Below are 21,297 nucleotides of genomic sequence, written 5' to 3' on the forward strand. Positions count from 1 at the left end.
TTAACAAACTATTTTAAAGCTTTTTCTGCAATATCATGCCTAAAGAACATGTGTGGAAGATTAAGTTTATCTAATATGCTGTAGACGTTGTTTTGAGCGTCTTTTACGTCGTCTCCATGCACTTGTACAAGAGCTACTCTACCTGAAGAAGTAAGAAGTTTTCCGCTTTTTTCATCGCTTTTTACTCCTGCATAATACACGTGCTGACCTTGGTTTTCGTCAACAGGAATTTGAGGAAGTTGAGTTCCAGTAACTAAAGTGCCAGGGTAGCCTTCGCTTGCAATAATTACGCCGAGCGTAACACCGCTATTTTTCCAAGTAAAAGTTGGGCTTTTATGTCGCAAAATATTCCATATAGCTGCACCAAAATCTGAAGTAAGGCGAGGAAGCACAACTTCTGTTTCTGGGTCTCCAAAGCGAGCATTAAACTCAATAACTTTAGGACCTGTTGCTGTATCAATTAAGCCAGCATAAAGCACGCCGGTAAAAGGCGTACCCTCTTTAGCTAGTCCTTCGACAGTTGGACGCACAATTTCGTCGATAGCACGCTGAACTGTTTCGTTGCTAATTTGCGGCACAGGGCTATAAGCTCCCATGCCTCCAGTATTTGGTCCTTTGTCGCCGTCGTAAGCACGCTTGTGATCTTGAGAAATAGGCATAACCCAAAAATCAGTTCCGCTTACGAAACTCATAAGTGAAAACTCTTGGCCTTGCAAAAATTCTTCAATAACAACTTTTGCTCCAGCTTGACCAAAACGATGATCGACGAAAATATCTTCCAAAGCATCAACTGCTGTTTGCTCATCCATAGCAACAGTAACGCCTTTTCCAGCAGCCAAACCGTCCGCTTTAATAACAATTGGAGCACCATGCTCAAGAACGTATGCGCGTGCCGTCTCCAAAGCGTCAAATGTTTTGTAGGAGGCGGTTGGAACGTTGTGACGAGCCATAAGCTTTTTTGCGAAATCTTTAGAGCCTTCAATTTGAGCTGCGGCTTTGTTTGGACCAAAAGCGGCAATTCCATGCGCTTCAAAATCGTCAACAATGCCATTCATAAGGGGAACTTCAGGACCGATGAACGCAAAATCGTAGTTATTGTCTTTAACGAACTTAATAAGAGCGTCATGATCTGATTGATTTATGTTTGCAGTTTGAATGCCATCTGCTGTAATACCAGGATTTCCAGGAGCAACAGTTACTTCTTCAACGCTTTCTCCTTTAAGTAGCGCGTGTGCAATAGCGTGTTCGCGAGCGCCAGAACCAACTACTAAAACTTTCATTTTTAATCCTTTATTGCTTTAAGATTTTGCTGTCTACTGTTTTGCAGCTTCATATTTTGCGGTTTTGCAGTTTTGCAGTTTACAACAACTCAACTGCAACGTTTTCTCGCTTAGCCATTTTGCCAATAATATAAGCGGTTTCGTCATGCTTGTTTAGTACTCGCATTGCCTCGTTTGCTCGGCTTTCATCAACTGCCAAAACCATGCCAATGCCCATATTAAAAACGTTGAACATTTCAGCGTGAGCAACTTTGCCTGCTTGTTCAATAACGCCAAAAATAGGTGGAACGCTCCAGCTAGTGGTATCAATTTTTGCAGCTAAATCATCTGCGTACATGCGCGGAACATTTTCAATAAATCCGCCGCCTGTAATATGAGCAACTCCCTTAATAAGATGTTCAGCAAAAAGTGGCTTTAAAGCTTTTACGTAGATTCGAGTGGGTTCAAGAAGAACTTCGCCAAGTGTTTTGCCATTAAGCTCATCTAGCTTGGTGTCAACGCTAAAACCTGCTTCTTCAAACAAAGCTTTGCGAACAAGAGAGAATCCGTTTGAATGAACTCCTGAAGAAGGAAGTCCGATAAGCACGTCGCCGGCAGTAATAGTGGATCCATCAACAATATTAGAACGTTCTGCAACGCCTACTGCAAAACCTGCAAGATCGTACTCGTCTTCGTCATACATTCCAGGCATTTCAGCAGTTTCGCCGCCAATTAAACCTGCTTCTGATTGCACGCAACCGTCTGCAACGCCTGAAACTACTTGCTCAAGTATTTCAGGATTGTTTTTTCCGCATGCAATATAGTCGAGGAAGAAAAGTGGCTCGGCACCTTGAGCTGCAATATCGTTTACGCACATTGCAACGCAATCAATGCCAATAGTGTTATGCTTATTCATCATTTTTGCAATCACAAGCTTGGTTCCAACGCCATCCGTGCCAGAAATCAGCACTGGCTCTTTGTAACCAAGAGACGCCAAATCAAATAAGCCGCCAAATCCGCCAATGCCACCTACAACGCCTGGGCGCTTTGTGCGATTTACATGAGATTTAATACGACGTACTACTTCGTATCCTGCTTCTACGCTTACGCCAGCTTCTTCATATGCATGTGGCATATCGGTTCCTTTCGTAACACTGTTATAAGTATTTTCTTAAGTTTTATTTATAAATTGCAATAAACAATTAAATTATTAAGTTATATAAGATCTTCGTGCGAATATTTACTATGTTTCCTTACTTCTTGCAAATGTTCGCGTTCTTCAGGAGTAAGTGAAGCCAAGAATTCTTCGCCGTAATCGTCTAGTGCAGTAGGGTAGTCACCATTAAAGTAAGCAACGCACAAACCGCCATAAGGAGCAGGCTTTTTTAATCCAATCGACTCGACTAATCCATCTAAAGACAAAAATGCTAAGGAATCAGCATCGATATACTCGCGAATTTCTTCAACTGAATGCTTTGCTGCAATAAGTTCCTTCGTAGTTTGAATATCGATACCGTAGAAGCAAGGATATTTAAGCGGAGGGGAAGAAATACGCATATGCACTTCTTTAGCGCCAGCTTCTCGAAGCAATTGCACAATGCGCTTAGAAGTAGTTCCGCGAACAATCGAATCGTCAATAACGATAACGCGTTTTCCTGCAACTACACCACGAACAGCAGAAAGTTTCATACGAACGCCTTGCTCGCGTAATTCTTGCGTCGGTTGAATAAAAGTGCGTGCAACATACTGGTTTTTAATCAATCCCATTTCGTTTGGAATTCCGCTTGTTTCAGCGTATCCTGCAGCAGCAGAAAGTGAAGAATTAGGAACTCCAATAACCATATCTGCTTCAACAGGAGATTCTTTAGCCAAACGTGCACCCATGCGCTTTCGTACAGAATGAACATTAATACCGTAAATATTAGAATCTGGGCGAGCGAAATAAATAAATTCCATTGAGCATACTGCATGCTGCACGTGCTTTGTATATTGCTCAATAGTGTAGCCATCGTCATTAATAACAATGATTTCGCCAGGCTCAATATCGCGAATAAACTCTGCTCGCACAATATCAAGCGCACAAGTTTCAGAAGCAAGCACGTACGCGCCGTTCTTCATACGACCAAGCGAAAGAGGGCGGAAACCATTTGGATCAGTTGCTCCGATTAGTGCATCTTGAGTAAGCAATAAGTAAGCAAAACCGCCATGAACAGTTTGTAAAGCTTCTTTTAGGCGATCCATAAAAGTTGCTTTACTGGAGTGGCGAATTAAATGCATCAATATTTCAGTATCAGAATTTGAGTGGAATATTGAGCCTTTATCTTCCAAGGAATTACGTAGGCTAGTGCAATTTGTCAAATTTCCGTTATGAGCAAGAGCTACGTCTCCATCGTGGAAACGGAATAGGAAAGGCTGAATGTTATCAACGCTTCCAGAACCTGCAGTAGCATATCGCACGTGACCGATAGCCCTGTTTCCAGTAAGACGATCCATAACTTGTTCATTGCTAAATACTTGAGTTAGCAATCCCAATCCGCGATACCCATGCAGTTTGCCATTGTCGTTAGATACAATGCCGGCACCTTCTTGTCCTCGATGCTGTAGCGCATGAAGTCCAAAATATGTCAGCCTAGCTGCATCTTGATGACCCCACACACCAAATACGCCGCATTCTTCGTGAATATCTTCAAGTTCTGCAGACATTCATACCCCCCTAATAATCGATGATTGTAATCGTCGAATTTTGTAGTTATTTTGATACAAGTTTTGCAACTGTAAACTAAAGCTCATGCAGTGAAATATTCAACACCAGCTTCAAACAATGGTTGCTCGTGGAAATCAGGAATATTGACATACAAGTCACGACCTGCGCGCTCGCAATGTCCCATTTTTCCAAAAACTCGACCATCTGGGCTGGTAATTCCTTCAACGGACATAATCGATCCGTTTGGATTCACATTCAAACTCATGCTTGGAACGCCATTGCTATCAACGTATTGCGTAGCTACTTGGCCGTTGTTAATAAGCTTTTCCATAACTTCTGGCGTTGCAATAAAGCGACCTTCTCCATGAGAAATTGCAACAGTATGCATGTCTCCAACTTGCGTATTTGCTAACCATGGTGAAAGATTTGAAGCAACTCTAGTGCGAACAATCCTACTTTGGTGTCTGCCAATAGTGTTGTAGGTAAGAGTTGGGCATTCGGAATTTATTGGGATAATGTCACCAAAAGGCACAAGACCAAGCTTAATAAGCGCTTGGAAGCCGTTGCAAATTCCAAGCATTAAACCGTCACGATTATTAAGCAAGTCACGAACTGCGTCTGTTACTGCTGGATTCCTAAAGAATGCTGTAATGAATTTCGCAGAACCGTCCGGCTCATCGCCTCCGGAGAAGCCTCCTGGAATCATTACAATTTGACTCTTTTTAATCTCTTCAACCAATCTCTCAGCTGATCGTGCAATATCTTTTGCGCTTAAATTATTAATAATAAGCGTATGAGCGTCTGCTCCAGCTTTTTCAAAAGCAGCTTGAGTATCGTATTCGCAATTATTTCCAGGGAAAACTGGGATAATAACGCGAGGATGCGAAAGCGGCTTTAGTTTTCCTGTGTGCATGCGGTCTGTAGTAGAAACATTAGTTTCGCTATTAATAGTTTCTACAATCTCGCCAGGCTTTTTATATGGGAAGATTGAGGAAAGTGCGCTTTCCCAAACTTTTTGTAAATCACTTAAATCAATTTCTTCGCCATTTGATGAAGTAATCGCGTAATTTTCAGTTGTTTCGCCAACAAGCTCAACGTCAACCAAGCTTGTATTAGCTAACGACGGAACTTCAGCGTCTTCTTTAAGCTCAACATAGAAGCTTCCATATGCTAGCTTAAATAAATCATCGTCGCTTAAATTGTTGAATAATTTAAGACCAATATGATTTCCAAGCGTCATTTTGAATAAGCTTTCTGCACTAGCACCGTAGCCAGGAGTAGATATAGCAAGAGCTTGCTTGTTTTTCGTAATATTTTCTACAATCTCTAATGCTTTCAGGAAGCTTTCTTTTTCTGGAGTAATTCCGTCGGATTTATATTTTGGAGCAATACGTATAACTTTATGATTTACACCCTTAAATTCAGGTGAAACAGTTAAACGTGCATCTCCAGTAGAAACAGCAAACGAAATCAAAGTTGGTGGCACATCCAGATTCTCAAAACTGCCGCTCATGGAATCCTTGCCGCCAATAGCACCAACGCCAAAATCAAGCTGTGCACTTAAAGCACCAAGAACTGCTGCAGCTGGCTTTCCCCAACGCTCTGGAATATCGTGAGGCTTGCCAAAATATTCTTGTAAACTCAAGTAAGCACGTTCGCGAGTGAAACCGCTAGCTGCTAGCTTTGCCAATGATTCAACAACCGCAACATAAGCTCCAGTAAACTGATTCTTTTCCATCAAATACGGATTAAATCCCCAAGCCATTGCGGAAGCTGTGTTTGTTTCGCCAAATACTGGGAATTTAGCAACCATGGCTTGAGCAGGAGTAAGCTGGCGACGACCGCCAAAAGGCATAAGCACAGTAGCAGCGCCAATAGTAGAATCAAATCGTTCAGATAAGCCTTTATTTGAAGCAATATTAATATCCGAAACTAAGTTATGCATGCGCTTTTCTAACGGCAAATCTGACTGATTCTGCCATGGAGTTTCGTAAGATTCTCCACTTTCAATATGCAATATCTGCTGTTTTGCAGCGCCATTAGAAGCCAAGAATGCGCGGCTTAAGTCAACAATGGTTTTTCCACGCCAAGTCATTCGCATTCGTGCTTCTTCAGTAACAGTCGCTATTATTTCTGCTTCAAGATTTTCTTCACGAGCATACTTCAAAAATTCTTCAGCATCACTTGATGCAACGTCGACAGCCATGCGCTCTTGAGATTCAGAAATAGCAAGCTCAGTGCCGTCGAGACCTTCGTACTTTTTAGAAACTTTGTCGAGATTAATAGTTAAGCCGTCGGCAATTTCGCCAGTTGCGACAGAAATGCCGCCAGCGCCGAAATCGTTGCAACGCTTAATAAGTTGACAAGCATCCTTGCGTCGGAAAAGTCGTTGCAGTTTTCGCTCAATAGGAGCATTACCTTTTTGAACTTCAGCTCCGCACTCTTCAATACTTTCAACATCTTGAGCTTTAGAAGCGCCAGTTGCGCCGCCAATGCCATCTCTACCAGTGCGTCCGCCAAGAAGAATAATCACATCGCCAGGAGCTGGAGTTTCTCTGCGCACATGGTCGGCTGGGGTAGCGGCAACAACTGCACCAACCTCCATACGTTTTGCAACATAACCAGGGTGGTATAACTCGTGTACTTCGCCAGTAGCTAAACCAATCTGATTTCCGTAAGAAGAGTATCCTGCGGCAGCAGAAGTTACAATTTTTCGCTGCGGAAGCTTACCGTTTAAAGTCTCGCTAATAGGCGTGCGTGGATCTGCAGCACCAGTTACGCGCATTGCTTGATACACATAGGAGCGTCCAGAAAGAGGATCACGGATGCAGCCACCAATGCAAGTTGCAGCTCCACCGAAAGGCTCAATCTCTGTAGGATGATTATGTGTTTCGTTTTTAAACAGGAATAGCCAATCTTCGTCGTGACCGTTTACGTCCACTTTAACTTTTACTGTGCAAGCGTTGATTTCTTCTGACTCGTCCAAATTTTTAAGCTCGCCGGTATGCTTTAAGTATTTTGCGCCAATAGTTGCCATATCCATAAGGCAAACAGGCTTATTTTCGCGATTTAGTTCTTTTCGCAAATCAAGATAACGGCTAAATGCTTCTTGAACAGTGTTATCGTCAATAGAAATATCTGTAAGCTCGGTGCCAAAAGTCGTGTGACGGCAGTGGTCGGACCAGTACGTATCAATAACGCGAATTTCTGTAATAGTAGGATTTCTATGTTCTTCACGGAAATACTTCTGGCAGAACTTTGCGTCAGCCAAATCCATTGCCAAACCGCGAGTATTAATAAAGTCTTGTAATCCAGCTTCGTTTAAATCGTTAAATGAGCTAATTACTTCTACATCAGATGGTACAACTGCTTCTCGCTGTAAACTTTTTACCTCATCAAGTGAAGCTTCTCGCGCTTCAACAGGATTAATAACGTAGTGTTTAATATCGTTTAGTGCTTTTTCGTCAAGATTACCTTTTAAAGCGATTACTCTAGCAGTGCGCACTGTTGGGCGTTCGCCTTGACTAATAAGTTGAATGCATTCGCTAGCAGATTGCGCACGCTGATCGAATTGACCAGGCAAAAATTCTACAGCAAATACGTGCTCGTCGGTTTCAATAGGCAAGTAATCGTAAGTATTATCAACTGGAGGTTCGCTTAATACTGTTTGCACAGCATTGTCGAATAAATCTTTGCTGATACCTTCAACGTCATAACGGTTAATAATTCTTGCGGAAGTAATCGCGCTTATGCCAAGAATCTCCCTAAGCTCATGTAAAAGCTGTTGCGCTTGAACGTCAAAACCAGTGCGTTTTTCCACATATACGCGAAATACCACGAGAAACCTACCTTGTTGAATGTGCGGTATGAATGCAGTGTTTATTGTTGTATTGGTTTTAAATTATAAATATTAAATTATTCAAAATCACATTAAGAATGCATGTGGCTCGCACCCCTAAAGGTACGAGCCACAACAATCATTATCGTTCTACGCAATCGTCAGGTTTGCGCACAGAAACATCCAAACCTTCGCTTTGAGCTAAAGATGCAAGCCTGTCGTGAATTTCTTCATAAGCAGGAATGATGTCGCCTAAATCGCGCCTGAACAAGTCCTTGTCCAAATGACTTACTCCGTTCGTACCAGCATTGCGCTTATCCCAAAGTCTGCAAGTATCAGGAGTTATTTCATCAGCGAGAAGAATATTTCCTTCAGCGTCTACGCCTTCTTCAATCTTGAAGTCGACAAGCTGAACATCAATCTTTGAGAAAATATCCAACAAAGCATTGTTAACAGCATGAGCTTGACGAGTGACTTCTGCCATTTCTTCATCTGTTGCTAATCCAAGAGCTACAACGCCTTCAGGATTAATAAATGGATCACCAAGCTCGTCGGACTTTACGCAGAACTCCAACAATGGCTTCTTTAAAGGTGTTCCTTCTTTAACGTTATAACGTTTTGCAAAAGAACCTGCAGCAGTATTTCGCATAATAATTTCCAGTGGGAACATGCGCATACGCTTTACAAGTTGTTCAGTATCGGAAATTCGTCCGAGGAAGTGGCTTTTTACACCGCGCGCCTCAAGTAAATGGAATAGTAACGAAGTAATTCGGTTATTTAAACTGCCTTTACCTGCAATCTGAGCTTTCTTCAGACCGTTACCAGCTGTTGCCTGGTTCATGTATTCAACCCATAGCACGTTGGTGTCATCGGTAGCATACAGTTTTTTGGCTTTGCCTTCGTACAACTTCTCAAGTTTTTCCATGATATGCCCTCTCTTATGTGCATTCACAGTTGTAGGCGCAAACCAACAATATTTGTAGGTTTACCTGACCTTTGCCAGCACGATTAGCGTAACAATTGTTACCTACAAAATTTCCCTTCGTGCATACTGTAAATTATTATCTTTTTTAACTCCTATGCCTTAATTTTCAATGTATCTAAGCATTTGTTTGTGTAGTTTTTAGCGAAATGGCGACGCGTGTCGCATTTTCTCTAGCTTCTTCTTGCGTTAATCCAGTAGCTAAAGAAACTGCCATGCGTCTGTGACCATGTACAGAAGGCTTAGCAAAAATACGCAAGTTGCATCGATAATTTTCGCCAGATTGCAAAGCTTGAGCAATATTCGTAAAACCAACAGATCCTTCCGCCTTAATAACAATGGCGTGACTTGCTGCAACTTCATTATTTTTCAAAGAAAGCTCAGTATAGTTAGCTGTAACTGGAACTCCCAAAATAGCCAATGCATGCAATGCAAATTCACTGTAATGCTGCGAAATCATAGTTACCATGCCAGTATCGTGTGGGCGAGGTGACAATTCATTAAAAAGCAAAGAGCCATCAGTAAGCACGAATAATTCGACTCCATAAACGCCCCAACCTGCTTCGCCAGCTTCTTGCGCAATATCAGTCAAACCTTCTACAGCGCGCTTTGCAATATCTTTCGCATTAGTGCGGATCGATTCAGGAATATTTGCAGGCTGCCAAGATTCTCTATAGTCTCCGTCTTGCTGACGCTGAGCGATCGGCTCACAAGTAGTAATTCCTGCGCAAGAGCTTATTGTAAGTACTGTAAGCTCATAATCAAGCGGAGCTAAAGCTTCAACAATAACGCGTGAACACTCATTCTCATGACCAGCTGCTGCACGCCTGCCATGCTGAGCTTCATTCCAAGCTGCAAGCAAATTTTCAGAACTACGAACTATTGACTGACCGTGACCAGAAGAGCTCATAACAGGCTTAACTACACAAGGATATCCAACTTTTTTAGCTCCATACTCTAACTCTTCATAAGATGAAGCGAAACAATACGGTGTAGTAGGCAGTCCTAAATCTTCGTGCGCAATTCTACGCAAGCGCTCGCGATCCATTGCAATCGCGGCAATATCTGAGCTAGGAACGACTTGAATATTCTTTTTAGCAGCATCTTTCAAAACTTCAGTAGCAATAGCTTCAACTTCTGGAATAATAATGTCAGGATTCACATTTGAAATAAGTTCTTGCAATTCTTGCGGATTCGACATATCTAGCACGTGGTATTCGTGAGCTATTTGCATTGCAGGAGCGTTTTTGTAGCTATCGGCAGCGCATACTCGCACGCCTAATCGCATAAGCTCAATCGCAATTTCCTTGCCAAGCTCGCCTGAGCCAAGAAGAAGTGCTGTCGTGTTGTTGCTATTTGCAGTTACGCCAAAAATGCGTTGATTTTGCTCAGAAAAACTCATACACCCATTGTTGCATTTGCCATTGTCGAATAATTGATGTTGCTACTACGACGCGCCGAAGTGTGTTGCTCTGGCGGAAATCTAGAAAATCGTGTATAGTATCCCTTTGTTGTGTGATTATGTATGTTTTCACGCGCATGGTGGCTATAGCTCAGTCGGTAGAGCATCTGATTGTGGTTCAGAAGGTCGCGCGTTCAAGCCGCGTTAGCCACCCCACTTGAACGGCTGGTAATTGACCAGCCGTTTTTTGTTAGTTTTGTAACCCTTCAAGCCAAACAGTACATAGGGTAAACTGATATGGTTAGGGTGTTTCCCGACTTAAATTGTGCGTGCGCAATGAAGTAATGCACAGAAGGAGTATTTATGGCTGGTAAGGCTTCACCTAGTGAACCATTGTGGGAGACAATTCTCCTGTTTGTGCCTAGAACTTTAGGAAAGTTAGTGCGCTCGCTTTTTGGTGTTGGAGAATACGATGAGGCATATCGCAGGGACGGTTTGTGCTTCGTTATGCTTGTTCTTGCGATTTTGTTCTGCGCATCAGAATGGTTTAGAGTTAGTGGATTTATTGGAGTAGGTCTCCATTTTGTGTCCTCTAGTTTGCTTGGAATTATGAGCGTTGTTCTGCCTGTGTGGTTAAGCGTTGTTGCTTTTAGGTTGATGCGTAACAGTGGAGCTGGCTCTGGTAATCCTCGTGTTATTAGCGGATTTATTATTCTATTGTTGTCTGTTTGCTCAATTCTTGATATTTCTTCTGCACCTCGCGGAAAAGCGTTTAATTTAGACACTGTACAGAAGTCAGGTGGGTTATTAGGTTTTGTGCTCGGGTCTCCGCTATCGTGGGGTCTTTCTCGTATTTTTGCAATTATTATTTTTGTAGTGGCTGCTATTTTTTCGATATTAATGATTACTCGCCTTCATGTAACTGATATAGCTCAAGTCGTGGCTGCTATTCTTGCTAAGTATAATAATAAAAAGTCTTCTGAAGATTTAGGAAACTCTGCAGAAGATAATTCTGACAGCAAAACCAATTCTTTGGAATTTGCAGATGATGTGCCAACTCACAATGAAGAGTTGCCGAAAAATAATAGCAGATCTTCTCAAATGTCTTCTGTGCTGAAACTGTTTAAATCATTCTTTAAGCGTAAAAACAGTAATAATAATGGGGAATTGCTTGACGAATACGCTGGCGATGATGCATTTTCGCATGCTGCTTCTCACGGTAATAGTGCAGATAATCTTGAAAGAGTTGAACCTCGTAAAGCAAGAACTGTGAGCAGCTCTTCAGATAATAATGCTGTAAATAATTCTCAATTTGAAAATGCTGATAATAATTCGAGTCAACTTACACCTAGAAGTGTTTCATCTTCATCAAAGCCTGTTTCTGAAGAAATATTGCCAAAAGCTCCTATGAGTGATTCCTCTTTATCTGCAAGCGATCCATGGTCAAGTATTCCAGCTGAACGTATGAATCAATATCGCAGGGATCAGGAAGATTCAGATAATGAAAATGCTACCGACAGTGAAAATGGTGCTGGCAATAATAATGAGCCTTCTTTTGATTCTTCCTCTGAACCTTACAAGCTCCCTGATTTGAATCTTTTGGCTTATGGCAAGCCTCATGTTGCGAGAACTCAAGCAAACGATAACGTTATTCGTGCGCTAACTTCTACTTTTGAGCAATTTGACGTCGACGCTCACGTTATTGGATTCCTTAGAGGGCCATCTGTTACGCAGTACGAGGTTGAGCTTGGTCCTGGTGTAAAAGTTGAAAAAGTTACGAATTTGCAAAAAAATATTGCATACGCTGTAGCTAGCACGGATGTGCGTATTTTGTCGCCAATCCCAGGAAAGTCTGCTATTGGTATTGAAATTCCAAACGTCGACCGCGAAATTGTGCATTTGGGAGATGTTCTGCGCTCGCAAAAAGCTATGAATGACCCTAATCCTATGCTTACAGGCGTTGGAAAAGATGTTGAAGGTCATTTCGTAACTGCAGCTCTCGATAAAATGCCGCATTTGCTTGTTGCTGGTGCTACTGGTTCTGGTAAGTCGAGTTTCATTAACTCAATGCTTACTTCGATTATTATGAGGGCAACTCCTGAACAAGTTCGCATGATTATGGTCGATCCTAAGCGCGTGGAGCTTTCTGCTTATGCTGGCATTCCGCATTTGCTTACTCCGATTATTACGGATCCTAAGAAGGCTGCGCAGGCTCTTGAGTGGGTTGTTAAAGAGATGGATGCTCGCTACGACGACTTGCAATTCTTTGGTTTCCGTCATGTTAAAGATTTCAACAAGGCTGTTCGTGAAGGAAAGGTTCATGCTCCGGCTGGATCTGAGCGAAAAGTTGCTCCATACCCGTATTTACTTGTGGTGGTAGATGAGATGGCTGATTTGATGATGGTTGCTAAGAACGATGTGGAAAGTTCTATTCAGCGTATTACTCAGCTTGCTCGAGCTGCAGGTGTGCATTTGGTTCTCGCTACTCAGCGTCCGTCTGTTGATGTTGTAACAGGTTTAATTAAGGCGAATATTCCTTCTCGTTTGGCTTTTGCTACTTCGTCTGCTACTGATTCAAGGGTTATTCTCGATACTGTTGGCGCAGAAACCTTGATTGGTCAAGGCGACGCTTTGTTCCTTCCAATGGGTGCTGCTAAGCCTCAGCGTGTGCAGGGTTCGTGGGTGAGTGAATCTGAAATTCGTAAGGCTGTTGAGTATGTTCGCACGCAGCGCAAGCCAAAGTATCGTGAAGATATTGAGCAAATGGCTCAAAAAGCTGATGCTCAAGCTCAAAGCAAGCTTAAAACTAGCGATATTGGCGACGATATGGATGAGTTGCTTCAGGCTGCTGAGCTTGTTGTTAGCTCGCAATTTGGCTCTACTTCAATGCTTCAGCGCAAGTTGCGCGTTGGCTTTGCAAAGGCAGGTCGATTGATGGATTTGCTTGAATCTCGAGGAGTAGTGGGACCTTCTGAAGGTTCTAAAGCTCGCGAAGTTTTGGTTCAGCCGGAAGATTTGCCAAAAGTTTTGGCTTTTATTCGTGGTGAGTCAGATTCGTTATAAGATATTGTATTGTTATGTGCAGTACCAAGTTGTGTGATGTGCTAGAAGTTTTTACTTTGCAGTAGAATGAAGGTTATGTGTATGAAGAAAAAAGCTAAGTCATCATTTTTTGCTGGCTGGAATTATGCTCCGAATATTGTGACTTATATCCGTATTTTGCTTTCGCTTGTTTTTATTGTTTTATATTTGAAAGCAGGTATATGGGGTTTTGATTCAGTTTCGTTGCGTTGGGCTGCGTTTGTGCTGTTTGTTGTAGCTGCTTCTACGGATAAGCTTGACGGGTGGATGGCTCGTAAATATCATAAGGTTACAGAATTAGGTAAGTTGCTTGATCCAATTGCGGATAAAATTCTTATTTTAGCTGCGCTTATTATTGCTTCTGTTTTCGGCGAAATTTATTGGTGGATAACCATCTTGTTCATGATTCGCGAAATTGCCATTACTCTTGTGCGAATTTATGTTGTTCATGTTCGTGGAAGGGTAATTGCTGCATCCTCTGCAGGAAAATATAAGACTCTTACGCAGTCGATTGGTATTGCAATGATTATTGCACCTCTTGTTGCAACTCTTCATGCTAATCCATTGCCTTCTTGGATGGTTTCTTACTATGCAGTTGCTTTTGGCTTGCTTGGTATTTCTTTGGGCTTTGCTTTCTATTCTGCAGTTTTGTATGTCTATAGTGCTTTCTTTGAGGGTTCTTCAAATAGCGAATCTCAAGTTGATGATGCAAAAAATGCAGTGCCTTTGTCTCCTGTGAAGTAAATAAAATATAACGAGTTAAACTTCTTGTTTGTAGCTTACGGTTTTTCATAGATTATCCCTAAAGGGTTTATGTTTTGGAAAATCGTAAGCTACAATCATATCGAGCGTATTATGAATAATTCTTCAGGTTTTAATACAGTTTCTTTAGCTGCGAATCTATTGGAAAAAAGTTTTATTAAAGGAATGCATATTGCTTCAGCAGAGTCATTAACTGGCGGGCTTTTGGCTGATGCTTTTGTTTCTGTTCCTGGTGCGTCACGAGTTTTTTGTGGATCTGCTGTCACTTATGATATTCATGCTAAATCCAAAATTCTTGGCGTAAATTCTAATCTTTTACAATCTGAAGGCGCGGTTTACCAGGATGTTGCTTTTCAAATGGCGATTGGAGCTGCTCAAATATATCGTGGCAGTGGATGGGCGTATGAGGAAGATTGTGAGTGTTGTGCAAATTTTCCTATTATTGGCTTGTCTACAACTGGTGTTGCAGGTCCTGGTCCTGATGGTAGTAAACCAGCAGGTTTAGTTTATGTTGGAATATTTTTGCCTCAAGTTAGTGATGTTATGGATTCTGTTAAAGATGTAGCTCGTAAAGAACTTGAAAATAGCTGTGTGAGTAACGTCTATGATTATGATTTTGCTCAAATCGAAAGTCAAAGCGTAACTAAAATTGCGCCATCAAGTGCTGCTTTTGTTTTTGAATTGAGATTATCTGGCAGTCGTCAAGAAGTTCGCGAATCTACTGTATTTCAGTTATTGAGAATAGCTAATGACTTGATTGCTTATGTCGAAGATTGTAAGTAGTTGGGGTGTAATCAAGACACGCGCTATCGAACAAATGTTCGCATATGTAGTATACTTATGTTTGTCGAGATGATTTAAGCTGAGTTAAGTGTTTAAGTGCTTGGATTAAATGTTTTATCCACATTGCACAAAAATGCTTGTACTTGAATCTAGTATGGAACTAAGGTCGTTCGATACATAACGGCATGCGAAAGGAGTAGCATACATGGCGCAAACAAAAAGTAAAGGCAGTATTAATCGCCTTATTGATGCGGATAAAACAGATCCACGTCGCCAAGCAGCGTTAGAAACTGCTTTAGCCAATGTTGAACGACAATATGGAAAAGGTTCTGCAATGCGCTTAGGTGATAGACCTATGCAAGATGTAGAAGTTATTCCTACTGGTTCATTAGCGTTGGACACTGCTTTGGGGATTGGCGGTGTTCCTAGAGGGCGAATAGTTGAAGTCTACGGTCCTGAGTCTTCTGGTAAAACAACTCTTGCTTTGCATATTGTTGCAAATGCTCAAAAAAATGGTGGGGTAGCGGCATTTATTGATGCTGAGCATGCGTTGGATCCTGTCTATGCGCGAAAGCTTGGAGTAGACACGGATGCTCTTATTGTTTCTCAGCCAGATAATGGTGAGCAGGCATTGGAAATTGCTGATATGCTTATTCGTTCTGGTGCGTTAGATGTTATTGTTGTTGATTCTGTAGCGGCATTAGTTCCTAAAGCTGAAATCGATGGCGATATGGGAGATAGTCATGTGGGCTTACAAGCTCGCTTAATGAGTCAGGCGTTGCGTAAGATGACTGGTGCTCTGTCACAAGCTGGCACTACTGCTATTTTTATTAATCAGCTTCGTGAAAAAATTGGCGTATTCTTTGGTAATCCTGAAACTACCACTGGTGGTAAAGCTTTGAAGTTCTATGCGTCTGTGCGTATGGATATTCGCAGAGTTTCTACTATTAAAGAGGGCGAAGAAGCTGTTGGCAACCGAACTAAAGTTAAGATTGTCAAGAATAAAATGGCTCCGCCTTTCAAAACTGCTGAGTTTGATGTTCTTTACGGAGAAGGTATCTCGACTGAAGGTTCTGTTATCGATATGGGACTGCAAGCTGAAGTTATTAAGAAATCTGGTTCTTGGTTTACTTATGAAGGTGAGCAGCTTGGACAAGGTCGTGAAAACGTCCGTAAATTCTTGAAAGATAATCCAGCTATTACTGAAGAAATTAGCGAAAAAGTCAAAGCTTCGTTAGGTTTAATGCATCCTGAAGATCAATTCGCTGAAGATTCTGAACTAGATCAATTCGATGATGATTCTGTAGCTAAAAATTCTGCACAAAAGTCATCCGAATCGAAGTAATAATAAGATTACAGTGTAAAGCGAATGCAATATGCCTATTAGTGTAGAGAATTTTCTTCGCGATCATCCAGTAGAGCGTGCTGAAGAAAATGACGAAAGTAATAGTGTAGTGACACATACTCGCAAAAAAATATCGCATAAGTCAGTACTTTTAAGCGCAAAAAATAATACAAAAAACATGCCGTATGTAAAAAACGCTAAAGTAAGTGATTTAAGCGACGAACTTTGCAATAGTAGTGAAGATGATTGCAGGGAAGCTGCTTTAAGGCTTTTAGATTATGCTCCTCGCTCTGTGATGAACATGCGCAAAAGGCTTAAAGAAAAAGGTTACACGGAAGTTGCTGTTGACGCGGTTATTCATCGCTTGCTTGAATTGCATCTTCTTGATGACAATCAATACGCTCAAATGGTGATTCGCTCTTGCGCAGTGAGGCTTCTTGGTGCTAGAGCTACTCGAATGGAATTGCAGCGTAAAAATGTTGATCCTGCTGCTATTTCACAAAATGTAGCTTCTGCTCAAAACTCTGGAGTATTCACTGAAGCAGCGTGGGAACTCGGTCGCAAAACGGCTTCGCGCACGAGAAATCTTGAGCCTTTAGTTCGAAGACGAAGATTTTTCGCAGCAGCTGCAAGAAAAGGTCATGATTTAAACGTTATTAACGAAGTGTATGCAGCTTTATTCGAAAGTAATAACGAATGAATAGTAAAAGAGGCTGGATTATACAAGTAAACCAGCCTCTTTCGCTTAAAACTTTATGATTATTTTGCGAAATTATGCGCTTGAGCTAAAACATACTCAGGCATATCTTCAACATTAATAACATCATTAAAGCGTGGAGTTTTATTTTCAAGATTTCTAAGCATGCTTGGAGCTTTAGTTCCTGTAGCTTTACTAAGAGCGTCCATGCATTTGAAATCATTCATATCTTGCACATGCTCAATATTCAAAGCTTCAGCAACAACGCGAGGGAATTTGTATGGGCTTGCAGTGCTTAGCAATACTCTAGGTGTGCTTTCGTCATGTGGAATATTTTGCATAACGAAGAATCCGCAAGCAGTATGTGGGTCGATCACATACTTGTACTTGTTCCAGCAGTCATAAATAGCTTCGCGAATTTGATCTTCATTTGCCCAACCGCAGCCAAACAGTGAGCGAATCTTTGCAAGCACATTTTCTGGAATCTCAAAAGCGCCCCACTGCTGTAAATCGTTCATAAGCATTTGTATTAAACGCGTGTCTTTATCGCACATGTAATAAAGCATTCGTTCCAAATTAGAAGAAACCAAAATATCCATAGAAGGAGCAACAGTGTGATGGAATGAGCGCTGACGGTTATAAGTGCCGCTTACCAAAAAATCAAACAAAACATTATTGCTATTGCTTGCAACAATAAGATGTTTTACAGGAAGACCAAGCATTTTTGCGTAATATCCAGCAAGAATATCGCCAAAATTGCCGGTTGGTACGCAAAACTCAACTTTGTCTCCAAGAGCTATTGCTTTACGCTCAACAAGTTGCTTATAAGCCGCAAAATAGTACACGACTTGCGGCACGAGTCGTCCAACATTTATTGAATTAGCAGAAGACAATTCAGTATTCGCAGATTCTTCAATATTTTTATTAAGCTCACTATTGGTGAAAATCTGTTTTACGCCAGTTTGAGCATCGTCAAAATTGCCTCGAACTGCGCAAACTTTCACATTTTCGCCCACCTGCGTAGTCATTTGCAATTCTTGAACGCGGCTAACTTTTCCTTCTGGATAAAAAGTAACCATAGAAGTGCCTGGAACATCAGCAAAACCAGCCAAAGCAGCTTTACCTGTATCTCCAGAAGTTGCAGTTAGAATCATAACGCTTTTTTCAATATCAGATTCGTTTTCGTGTTGAGTTTTAGTGCGAGACATTAATTGTGGCAACATTTGCAAAGCAACGTCTTTAAACGCGCATGTAGGACCATGGAAAAGTTCCATCACAAAATCGCGAGTGTTTCCAAGCTGCTGGAGTGGAGTAATAGCGTTATTAGCCCATTGATTGCCGTATGCCAGTTTAATGCAAGAAGAAAGCTCTTCTGAAGTATAATCTGGCAGTAACAGTTGTAAAATATCTTGCGCAATTTCTTGATACGATTTGCCTTGCAATTTAGAAATATCGTAACGCTCGCTACCAAGGCTATCGGCTACAAATAATCCGCCATCTTCAGCAATTCCTTTACGTATTGCTTCTTTTGAAGTGCATGTTGGTTTAAGCGAACGAGTGCTATGGAAAATAGTTGTATCTGATGCCATAATAACTCCGTAACCGTCTGTTTATAGAGAATATTTTTTACTTACATAGATTATTTATGTAAATTATTTACACAACTTATATCAAATTATGGTACCTGAAGTGCTGGGCGAATGGGCGTGTGCTAATCTCATATGTATAAATGCTTTTGTTTTACTATTAATTAATTGGCGATTAGGCAAATAATCTATAGGGGGAAACGTTGTCTGTTGATGATTTAGTGAATGCTCGTGCGGATTGTGCGCGCAAAGCGTGGCGTAATTTTGCTCATGCAGACACTCGCGCAAAAAATGCGCTTCTCGAAAAAATGGCAGATGCCTTAGAGTATGCAGCTTCAAATATTGCTGAGGCTAACAAAAAAGATCTTAAAGAAGCTGAAGCTAAAGGAATGGATGCTGGAAAGCTCGACAGGCTTAAATTTGACGAAGAGCGAATCCAAGCTTCTGCAAAAAGCGTGCGAAAAATTGCACAATTGCAAGATCCTGTAGGAGAGGTTGTTCGCGGATACACTCTTCCTAATGGCATTAAACTTTCGCAAATTCGAGTTCCAATGGGCGTTATGGGAATGATTTACGAAGCTCGTCCAAACGTAACTATTGATGTAGCTGCTTTGTGTATTAAATCTGGAAATGCTGCGATTTTGCGTGGTGGAAGCGCGGCTCTCCATACGAATCAGGCGAGTATTGAAGTTATACAATCGGTTCTTAAAAATTCTAACTTTAGTGCTGATTTGATTCAGTCTGTTGATGATTTAGGAAGAGACGGAGCTACGTCAATGATGCATGCTCACGGTCATATTGATGTGCTTGTGCCTAGAGGTAGCGCAAATCTTATTGCAGCAGTTGTTCAAGAATCTACGGTTCCTGTTATTGAGACTGGAGCTGGAAACGTACATATTTATGTAGATAAAAGCGCTGATATTAAAAAAGCTGTACCGATTATTATTAATGCAAAAACGCAACGAGTGGGCGTGTGCAACGCTGCTGAAAAATTATTAGTGCATAAAGCTGTTGCGCAAGAATTTTTGCCAAAAATCGCTGCTGCTTTAGCTGAGCATAATGTAATTTTGCATGCAGATGATAAATCTTACGATATTTTACAATCCGCTAATATTCAAGGATTGCAGCTTGAGTGTGCCACTGAGGAAGATTGGAAGCGAGAATATTTGTCGCTGAATATGGGTGTGAAAGTTGTAAATGATTATACTGATGCAGCTTCTCATATTGCGAAATATTCTACTGGTCATACTGAAACCATTATTGCTGAAGATTATTCAACTATTCAAAGTTTTATTGCAAGTGTTGATTCCGCTGTAGTTATGGTAAATGCTTCAACGCGCTTTACGGATGGCGGCGAGTTTGGTTTTGGTGCAGAACTTGGTATTTCTACGCAAAAATTGCATGCAAGAGGCCCTATGGGTTTGTTTGAAATGACAACAACCAAATGGATCGGCTACGGAGATGGGCAGATACGCGAGTAGTACTGGTTTTAATAGTTACGTGGCGGTAAGGTAAGAGTATGCCTAATAATGACGTGAATTTGAGTACAGCTGAGGCGCTTGATGTTGCTGCTGAACGTTTGTCCATTGTGCGATATGTTTTTTTGGTGCAAATTGAAGATGGTATTGCTTCTGCATCGCAACGTTCATCGCTTGAGTATGCTGACGCAGTGTTGATGGGCTGGCCAGATTCTGATTCGAATGATGTGACTATTCCTGATGAAACTTCGTTTAATAATGTTCTTAAAAATGTTCGCAATATGGAAAAGAATATTATTAAGTTTAGCGAATTAGAACGTGATCATGATGTTGATGGCATGACATCTATGCTTGCTAAAATTTCGGAATTTGTAGCGAAAATTCGTGGTGCGTATCAACCAGATTTCCCTCTTCCAACTTTTGCTGAAATCCAGCGTGTTGTAAAAGATGAGTGGGATGAAGAAATGGGCAACATTAATCCGGATAGTGCAAATGTTGCATCTGGATTAGTGAATGAAACTCAAGTGGAAGACAAGGAATCTGAAGCGAATGAGTCCTGAAATTCACGAAGATGCAGAACGTCGCATGTCTGACCTATTTCATGGCGCGTTTACTGGTAAAGAAGCGGCTCCTCCTGCGGTTGTGAATTCAGTTCATAAACGTACTTCTGCTCGTGGCAATGTGCATGAACGTCAGCGCATTGGAATTATGGGCGGCACATTCGATCCAATACACAATGGTCACTTGGTTGCGGCTTCGGAAGTTGCTTGGGTTTATGATCTTGACGAAGTTATTTTCGTTCCTACCGGTAGGCCTGTTTTTAAGCTTGATAAAAAAGTTACGAATGCAGAAGATCGTTATTTAATGACTGTTATTGCCACAGCCTCAAATCCAAAGTTCACTGTTTCTAGGGTTGATATTGATCGCCCTGGAGTTACTTATACTATCGATACTTTGCGAGATATACGTGCTCAACATCCTGATGCGGAACTTTTCTTTATTACTGGAGCTGACGCTATTGCTGAAATAATGCAATGGAAAAATGCGCGCGAAATGTGGAATTTGGCTCGATTTGTGGCTGTTACTCGTCCTGGCTATTCGAGGCCAGAAAAGTTAGCAGATTCTAATTCTCCGTTAATGCCTCGCCAAATGCATACGAATGATACTGGTATTGCAGCGAATCGTGACGATATGGTTCATTGTGATTCTACGCATTTGCCGGTTGATATTTTAGAGATTCCAGCGTTGTCTATTTCTTCTACTGATGTTCGTCGTCGAGCTGAGCATGGTGAGCCGGTGTGGTATTTAGTTCCAGATGGAGTAGTTCAATACATAGTTAAGCATGGTTTATATCGTGCGTAATTATTGATTTTGTAGGCT

General features: G+C 41.4%; 15 protein-coding genes and 1 tRNA gene. 9 read left to right on the forward strand and 7 right to left on the reverse strand.

What is annotated here, in order from left to right; genetic code table 11:
• Positions 1-8: 8 nt before the first annotated feature.
• The 6 genes from purD to purT form a co-directional block, all read right to left on the reverse strand.
• Entirely contained in the window at positions 9-1,280 is a 1,272-nt protein-coding gene (gene purD, locus HXT48_RS02045) for a phosphoribosylamine--glycine ligase (RefSeq protein ID WP_004108363.1), read from the reverse strand.
• A gap of 79 nt (positions 1,281-1,359) precedes the next feature.
• Positions 1,360-2,394, reverse strand: coding sequence for a phosphoribosylformylglycinamidine cyclo-ligase (gene purM / locus HXT48_RS02050; RefSeq protein WP_004108361.1), 1,035 nt, complete (start codon positions 2,392-2,394; stop codon positions 1,360-1,362).
• Between the two features lie 80 nt (positions 2,395-2,474).
• Positions 2,475-3,962, reverse strand: coding sequence for an amidophosphoribosyltransferase (gene purF / locus HXT48_RS02055; protein WP_004108359.1), 1,488 nt, complete (start codon positions 3,960-3,962; stop codon positions 2,475-2,477).
• Between the two features lie 83 nt (positions 3,963-4,045).
• The gene (locus HXT48_RS02060; protein ID WP_421793130.1) at positions 4,046-7,801 is read right to left on the reverse strand and encodes a phosphoribosylformylglycinamidine synthase; all 3,756 of its coding nucleotides are present in this window, start codon (positions 7,799-7,801) and stop codon (positions 4,046-4,048) included.
• Positions 7,802-7,943: 142 nt separating this feature from the next.
• Positions 7,944-8,726: a phosphoribosylaminoimidazolesuccinocarboxamide synthase gene (gene purC, locus HXT48_RS02065; RefSeq protein ID WP_004108354.1), complete on the reverse strand. Its 783-nt coding sequence runs from the start codon at positions 8,724-8,726 to the stop codon at positions 7,944-7,946.
• 175 nt (positions 8,727-8,901) lie between these two features.
• On the reverse strand, positions 8,902-10,185 hold the full coding sequence (gene purT / locus HXT48_RS02070) for a formate-dependent phosphoribosylglycinamide formyltransferase (protein ID WP_004108351.1): 1,284 nt from the start codon (positions 10,183-10,185) through the stop codon (positions 8,902-8,904).
• A 140-nt stretch (positions 10,186-10,325) separates the two neighbouring features.
• Here purT and HXT48_RS02075 point away from each other — a divergent pair.
• The 6 genes from HXT48_RS02075 to HXT48_RS02100 all read left to right on the forward strand — a co-directional run bounded on the left by HXT48_RS02075 (position 10,326) and on the right by HXT48_RS02100 (position 16,856).
• Positions 10,326-10,401, forward strand: a tRNA-His gene (locus HXT48_RS02075).
• 147 nt (positions 10,402-10,548) lie between these two features.
• Positions 10,549-13,248 (forward strand): FtsK/SpoIIIE family DNA translocase, encoded by a 2,700-nt coding sequence (locus HXT48_RS02080; protein WP_012914352.1) that lies wholly within the window; start codon positions 10,549-10,551, stop codon positions 13,246-13,248.
• A gap of 81 nt (positions 13,249-13,329) precedes the next feature.
• On the forward strand, positions 13,330-14,010 hold the full coding sequence (gene pgsA, locus HXT48_RS02085) for a CDP-diacylglycerol--glycerol-3-phosphate 3-phosphatidyltransferase (protein WP_004108344.1): 681 nt from the start codon (positions 13,330-13,332) through the stop codon (positions 14,008-14,010).
• Between the two features lie 111 nt (positions 14,011-14,121).
• Positions 14,122-14,811: a CinA family protein gene (locus HXT48_RS02090; protein WP_421793131.1), complete on the forward strand. Its 690-nt coding sequence runs from the start codon at positions 14,122-14,124 to the stop codon at positions 14,809-14,811.
• A 205-nt stretch (positions 14,812-15,016) separates the two neighbouring features.
• Positions 15,017-16,156 (forward strand): recombinase RecA, encoded by a 1,140-nt coding sequence (gene recA / locus HXT48_RS02095; protein WP_064621600.1) that lies wholly within the window; start codon positions 15,017-15,019, stop codon positions 16,154-16,156.
• 31 nt (positions 16,157-16,187) lie between these two features.
• Positions 16,188-16,856, forward strand: a complete 669-nt coding sequence (locus tag HXT48_RS02100; protein WP_064621599.1) for a regulatory protein RecX — start codon at positions 16,188-16,190, stop codon at positions 16,854-16,856.
• Positions 16,857-16,915: 59 nt separating this feature from the next.
• On the opposite strand, the gene thrC is transcribed toward HXT48_RS02100, so the two are convergent.
• Positions 16,916-18,442, reverse strand: a complete 1,527-nt coding sequence (thrC, locus tag HXT48_RS02105; RefSeq protein ID WP_421793132.1) for a threonine synthase — start codon at positions 18,440-18,442, stop codon at positions 16,916-16,918.
• 200 nt (positions 18,443-18,642) lie between these two features.
• On the opposite strand from thrC, the gene HXT48_RS02110 reads away from it, so the two are divergent.
• From HXT48_RS02110 to nadD, 3 genes are read left to right on the forward strand one after another with little or no spacing between them, the layout of a single operon-like run.
• Positions 18,643-19,920, forward strand: a complete 1,278-nt coding sequence (locus HXT48_RS02110) for a glutamate-5-semialdehyde dehydrogenase (RefSeq protein ID WP_064621530.1) — start codon at positions 18,643-18,645, stop codon at positions 19,918-19,920.
• A 38-nt stretch (positions 19,921-19,958) separates the two neighbouring features.
• Complete coding sequence (locus HXT48_RS02115; protein WP_421793133.1) at positions 19,959-20,477, forward strand: phosphoribosylglycinamide synthetase; 519 nt, start codon at positions 19,959-19,961, stop codon at positions 20,475-20,477.
• Positions 20,467-21,279, forward strand: coding sequence for a nicotinate-nucleotide adenylyltransferase (gene nadD, locus HXT48_RS02120; RefSeq protein ID WP_012914348.1), 813 nt, complete (start codon positions 20,467-20,469; stop codon positions 21,277-21,279). Before HXT48_RS02115 ends, nadD begins: the two co-directional genes overlap by 11 nt.
• Positions 21,280-21,297: the final 18 nt, after the last annotated feature.

Origin of the sequence: Gardnerella sp. KA00127 (genome assembly GCF_049244125.1) — a bacterium.
GTDB lineage: Bacteria > Actinomycetota > Actinomycetes > Actinomycetales > Bifidobacteriaceae > Bifidobacterium > Bifidobacterium swidsinskii.

Bases quoted from the DNA above. Each gene is read 5' to 3' on its own strand.
- purM (WP_004108361.1), bottom strand. From the start codon at position 2,394: ATGCCACATGCATATGAAGAAGCTGGCGTAAGCGTAGAAGCAGGATAC.
- purD (WP_004108363.1), bottom strand. From the start codon at position 1,280: ATGAAAGTTTTAGTAGTTGGTTCTGGCGCTCGCGAACACGCTATTGCA.
- purT (WP_004108351.1), bottom strand. From the start codon at position 10,185: ATGAGTTTTTCTGAGCAAAATCAACGCATTTTTGGCGTAACTGCAAAT.
- HXT48_RS02100 (WP_064621599.1), top strand. From the start codon at position 16,188: ATGCCTATTAGTGTAGAGAATTTTCTTCGCGATCATCCAGTAGAGCGT.
- thrC (WP_421793132.1), bottom strand. From the start codon at position 18,442: ATGGCATCAGATACAACTATTTTCCATAGCACTCGTTCGCTTAAACCA.
- purC (WP_004108354.1), bottom strand. From the start codon at position 8,726: ATGGAAAAACTTGAGAAGTTGTACGAAGGCAAAGCCAAAAAACTGTAT.
- HXT48_RS02080 (WP_012914352.1), top strand. From the start codon at position 10,549: ATGGCTGGTAAGGCTTCACCTAGTGAACCATTGTGGGAGACAATTCTC.
- pgsA (WP_004108344.1), top strand. From the start codon at position 13,330: ATGAAGAAAAAAGCTAAGTCATCATTTTTTGCTGGCTGGAATTATGCT.
- nadD (WP_012914348.1), top strand. From the start codon at position 20,467: ATGAGTCCTGAAATTCACGAAGATGCAGAACGTCGCATGTCTGACCTA.
- HXT48_RS02115 (WP_421793133.1), top strand. From the start codon at position 19,959: ATGCCTAATAATGACGTGAATTTGAGTACAGCTGAGGCGCTTGATGTT.
- HXT48_RS02090 (WP_421793131.1), top strand. From the start codon at position 14,122: ATGAATAATTCTTCAGGTTTTAATACAGTTTCTTTAGCTGCGAATCTA.
- recA (WP_064621600.1), top strand. From the start codon at position 15,017: ATGGCGCAAACAAAAAGTAAAGGCAGTATTAATCGCCTTATTGATGCG.
- purF (WP_004108359.1), bottom strand. From the start codon at position 3,962: ATGTCTGCAGAACTTGAAGATATTCACGAAGAATGCGGCGTATTTGGT.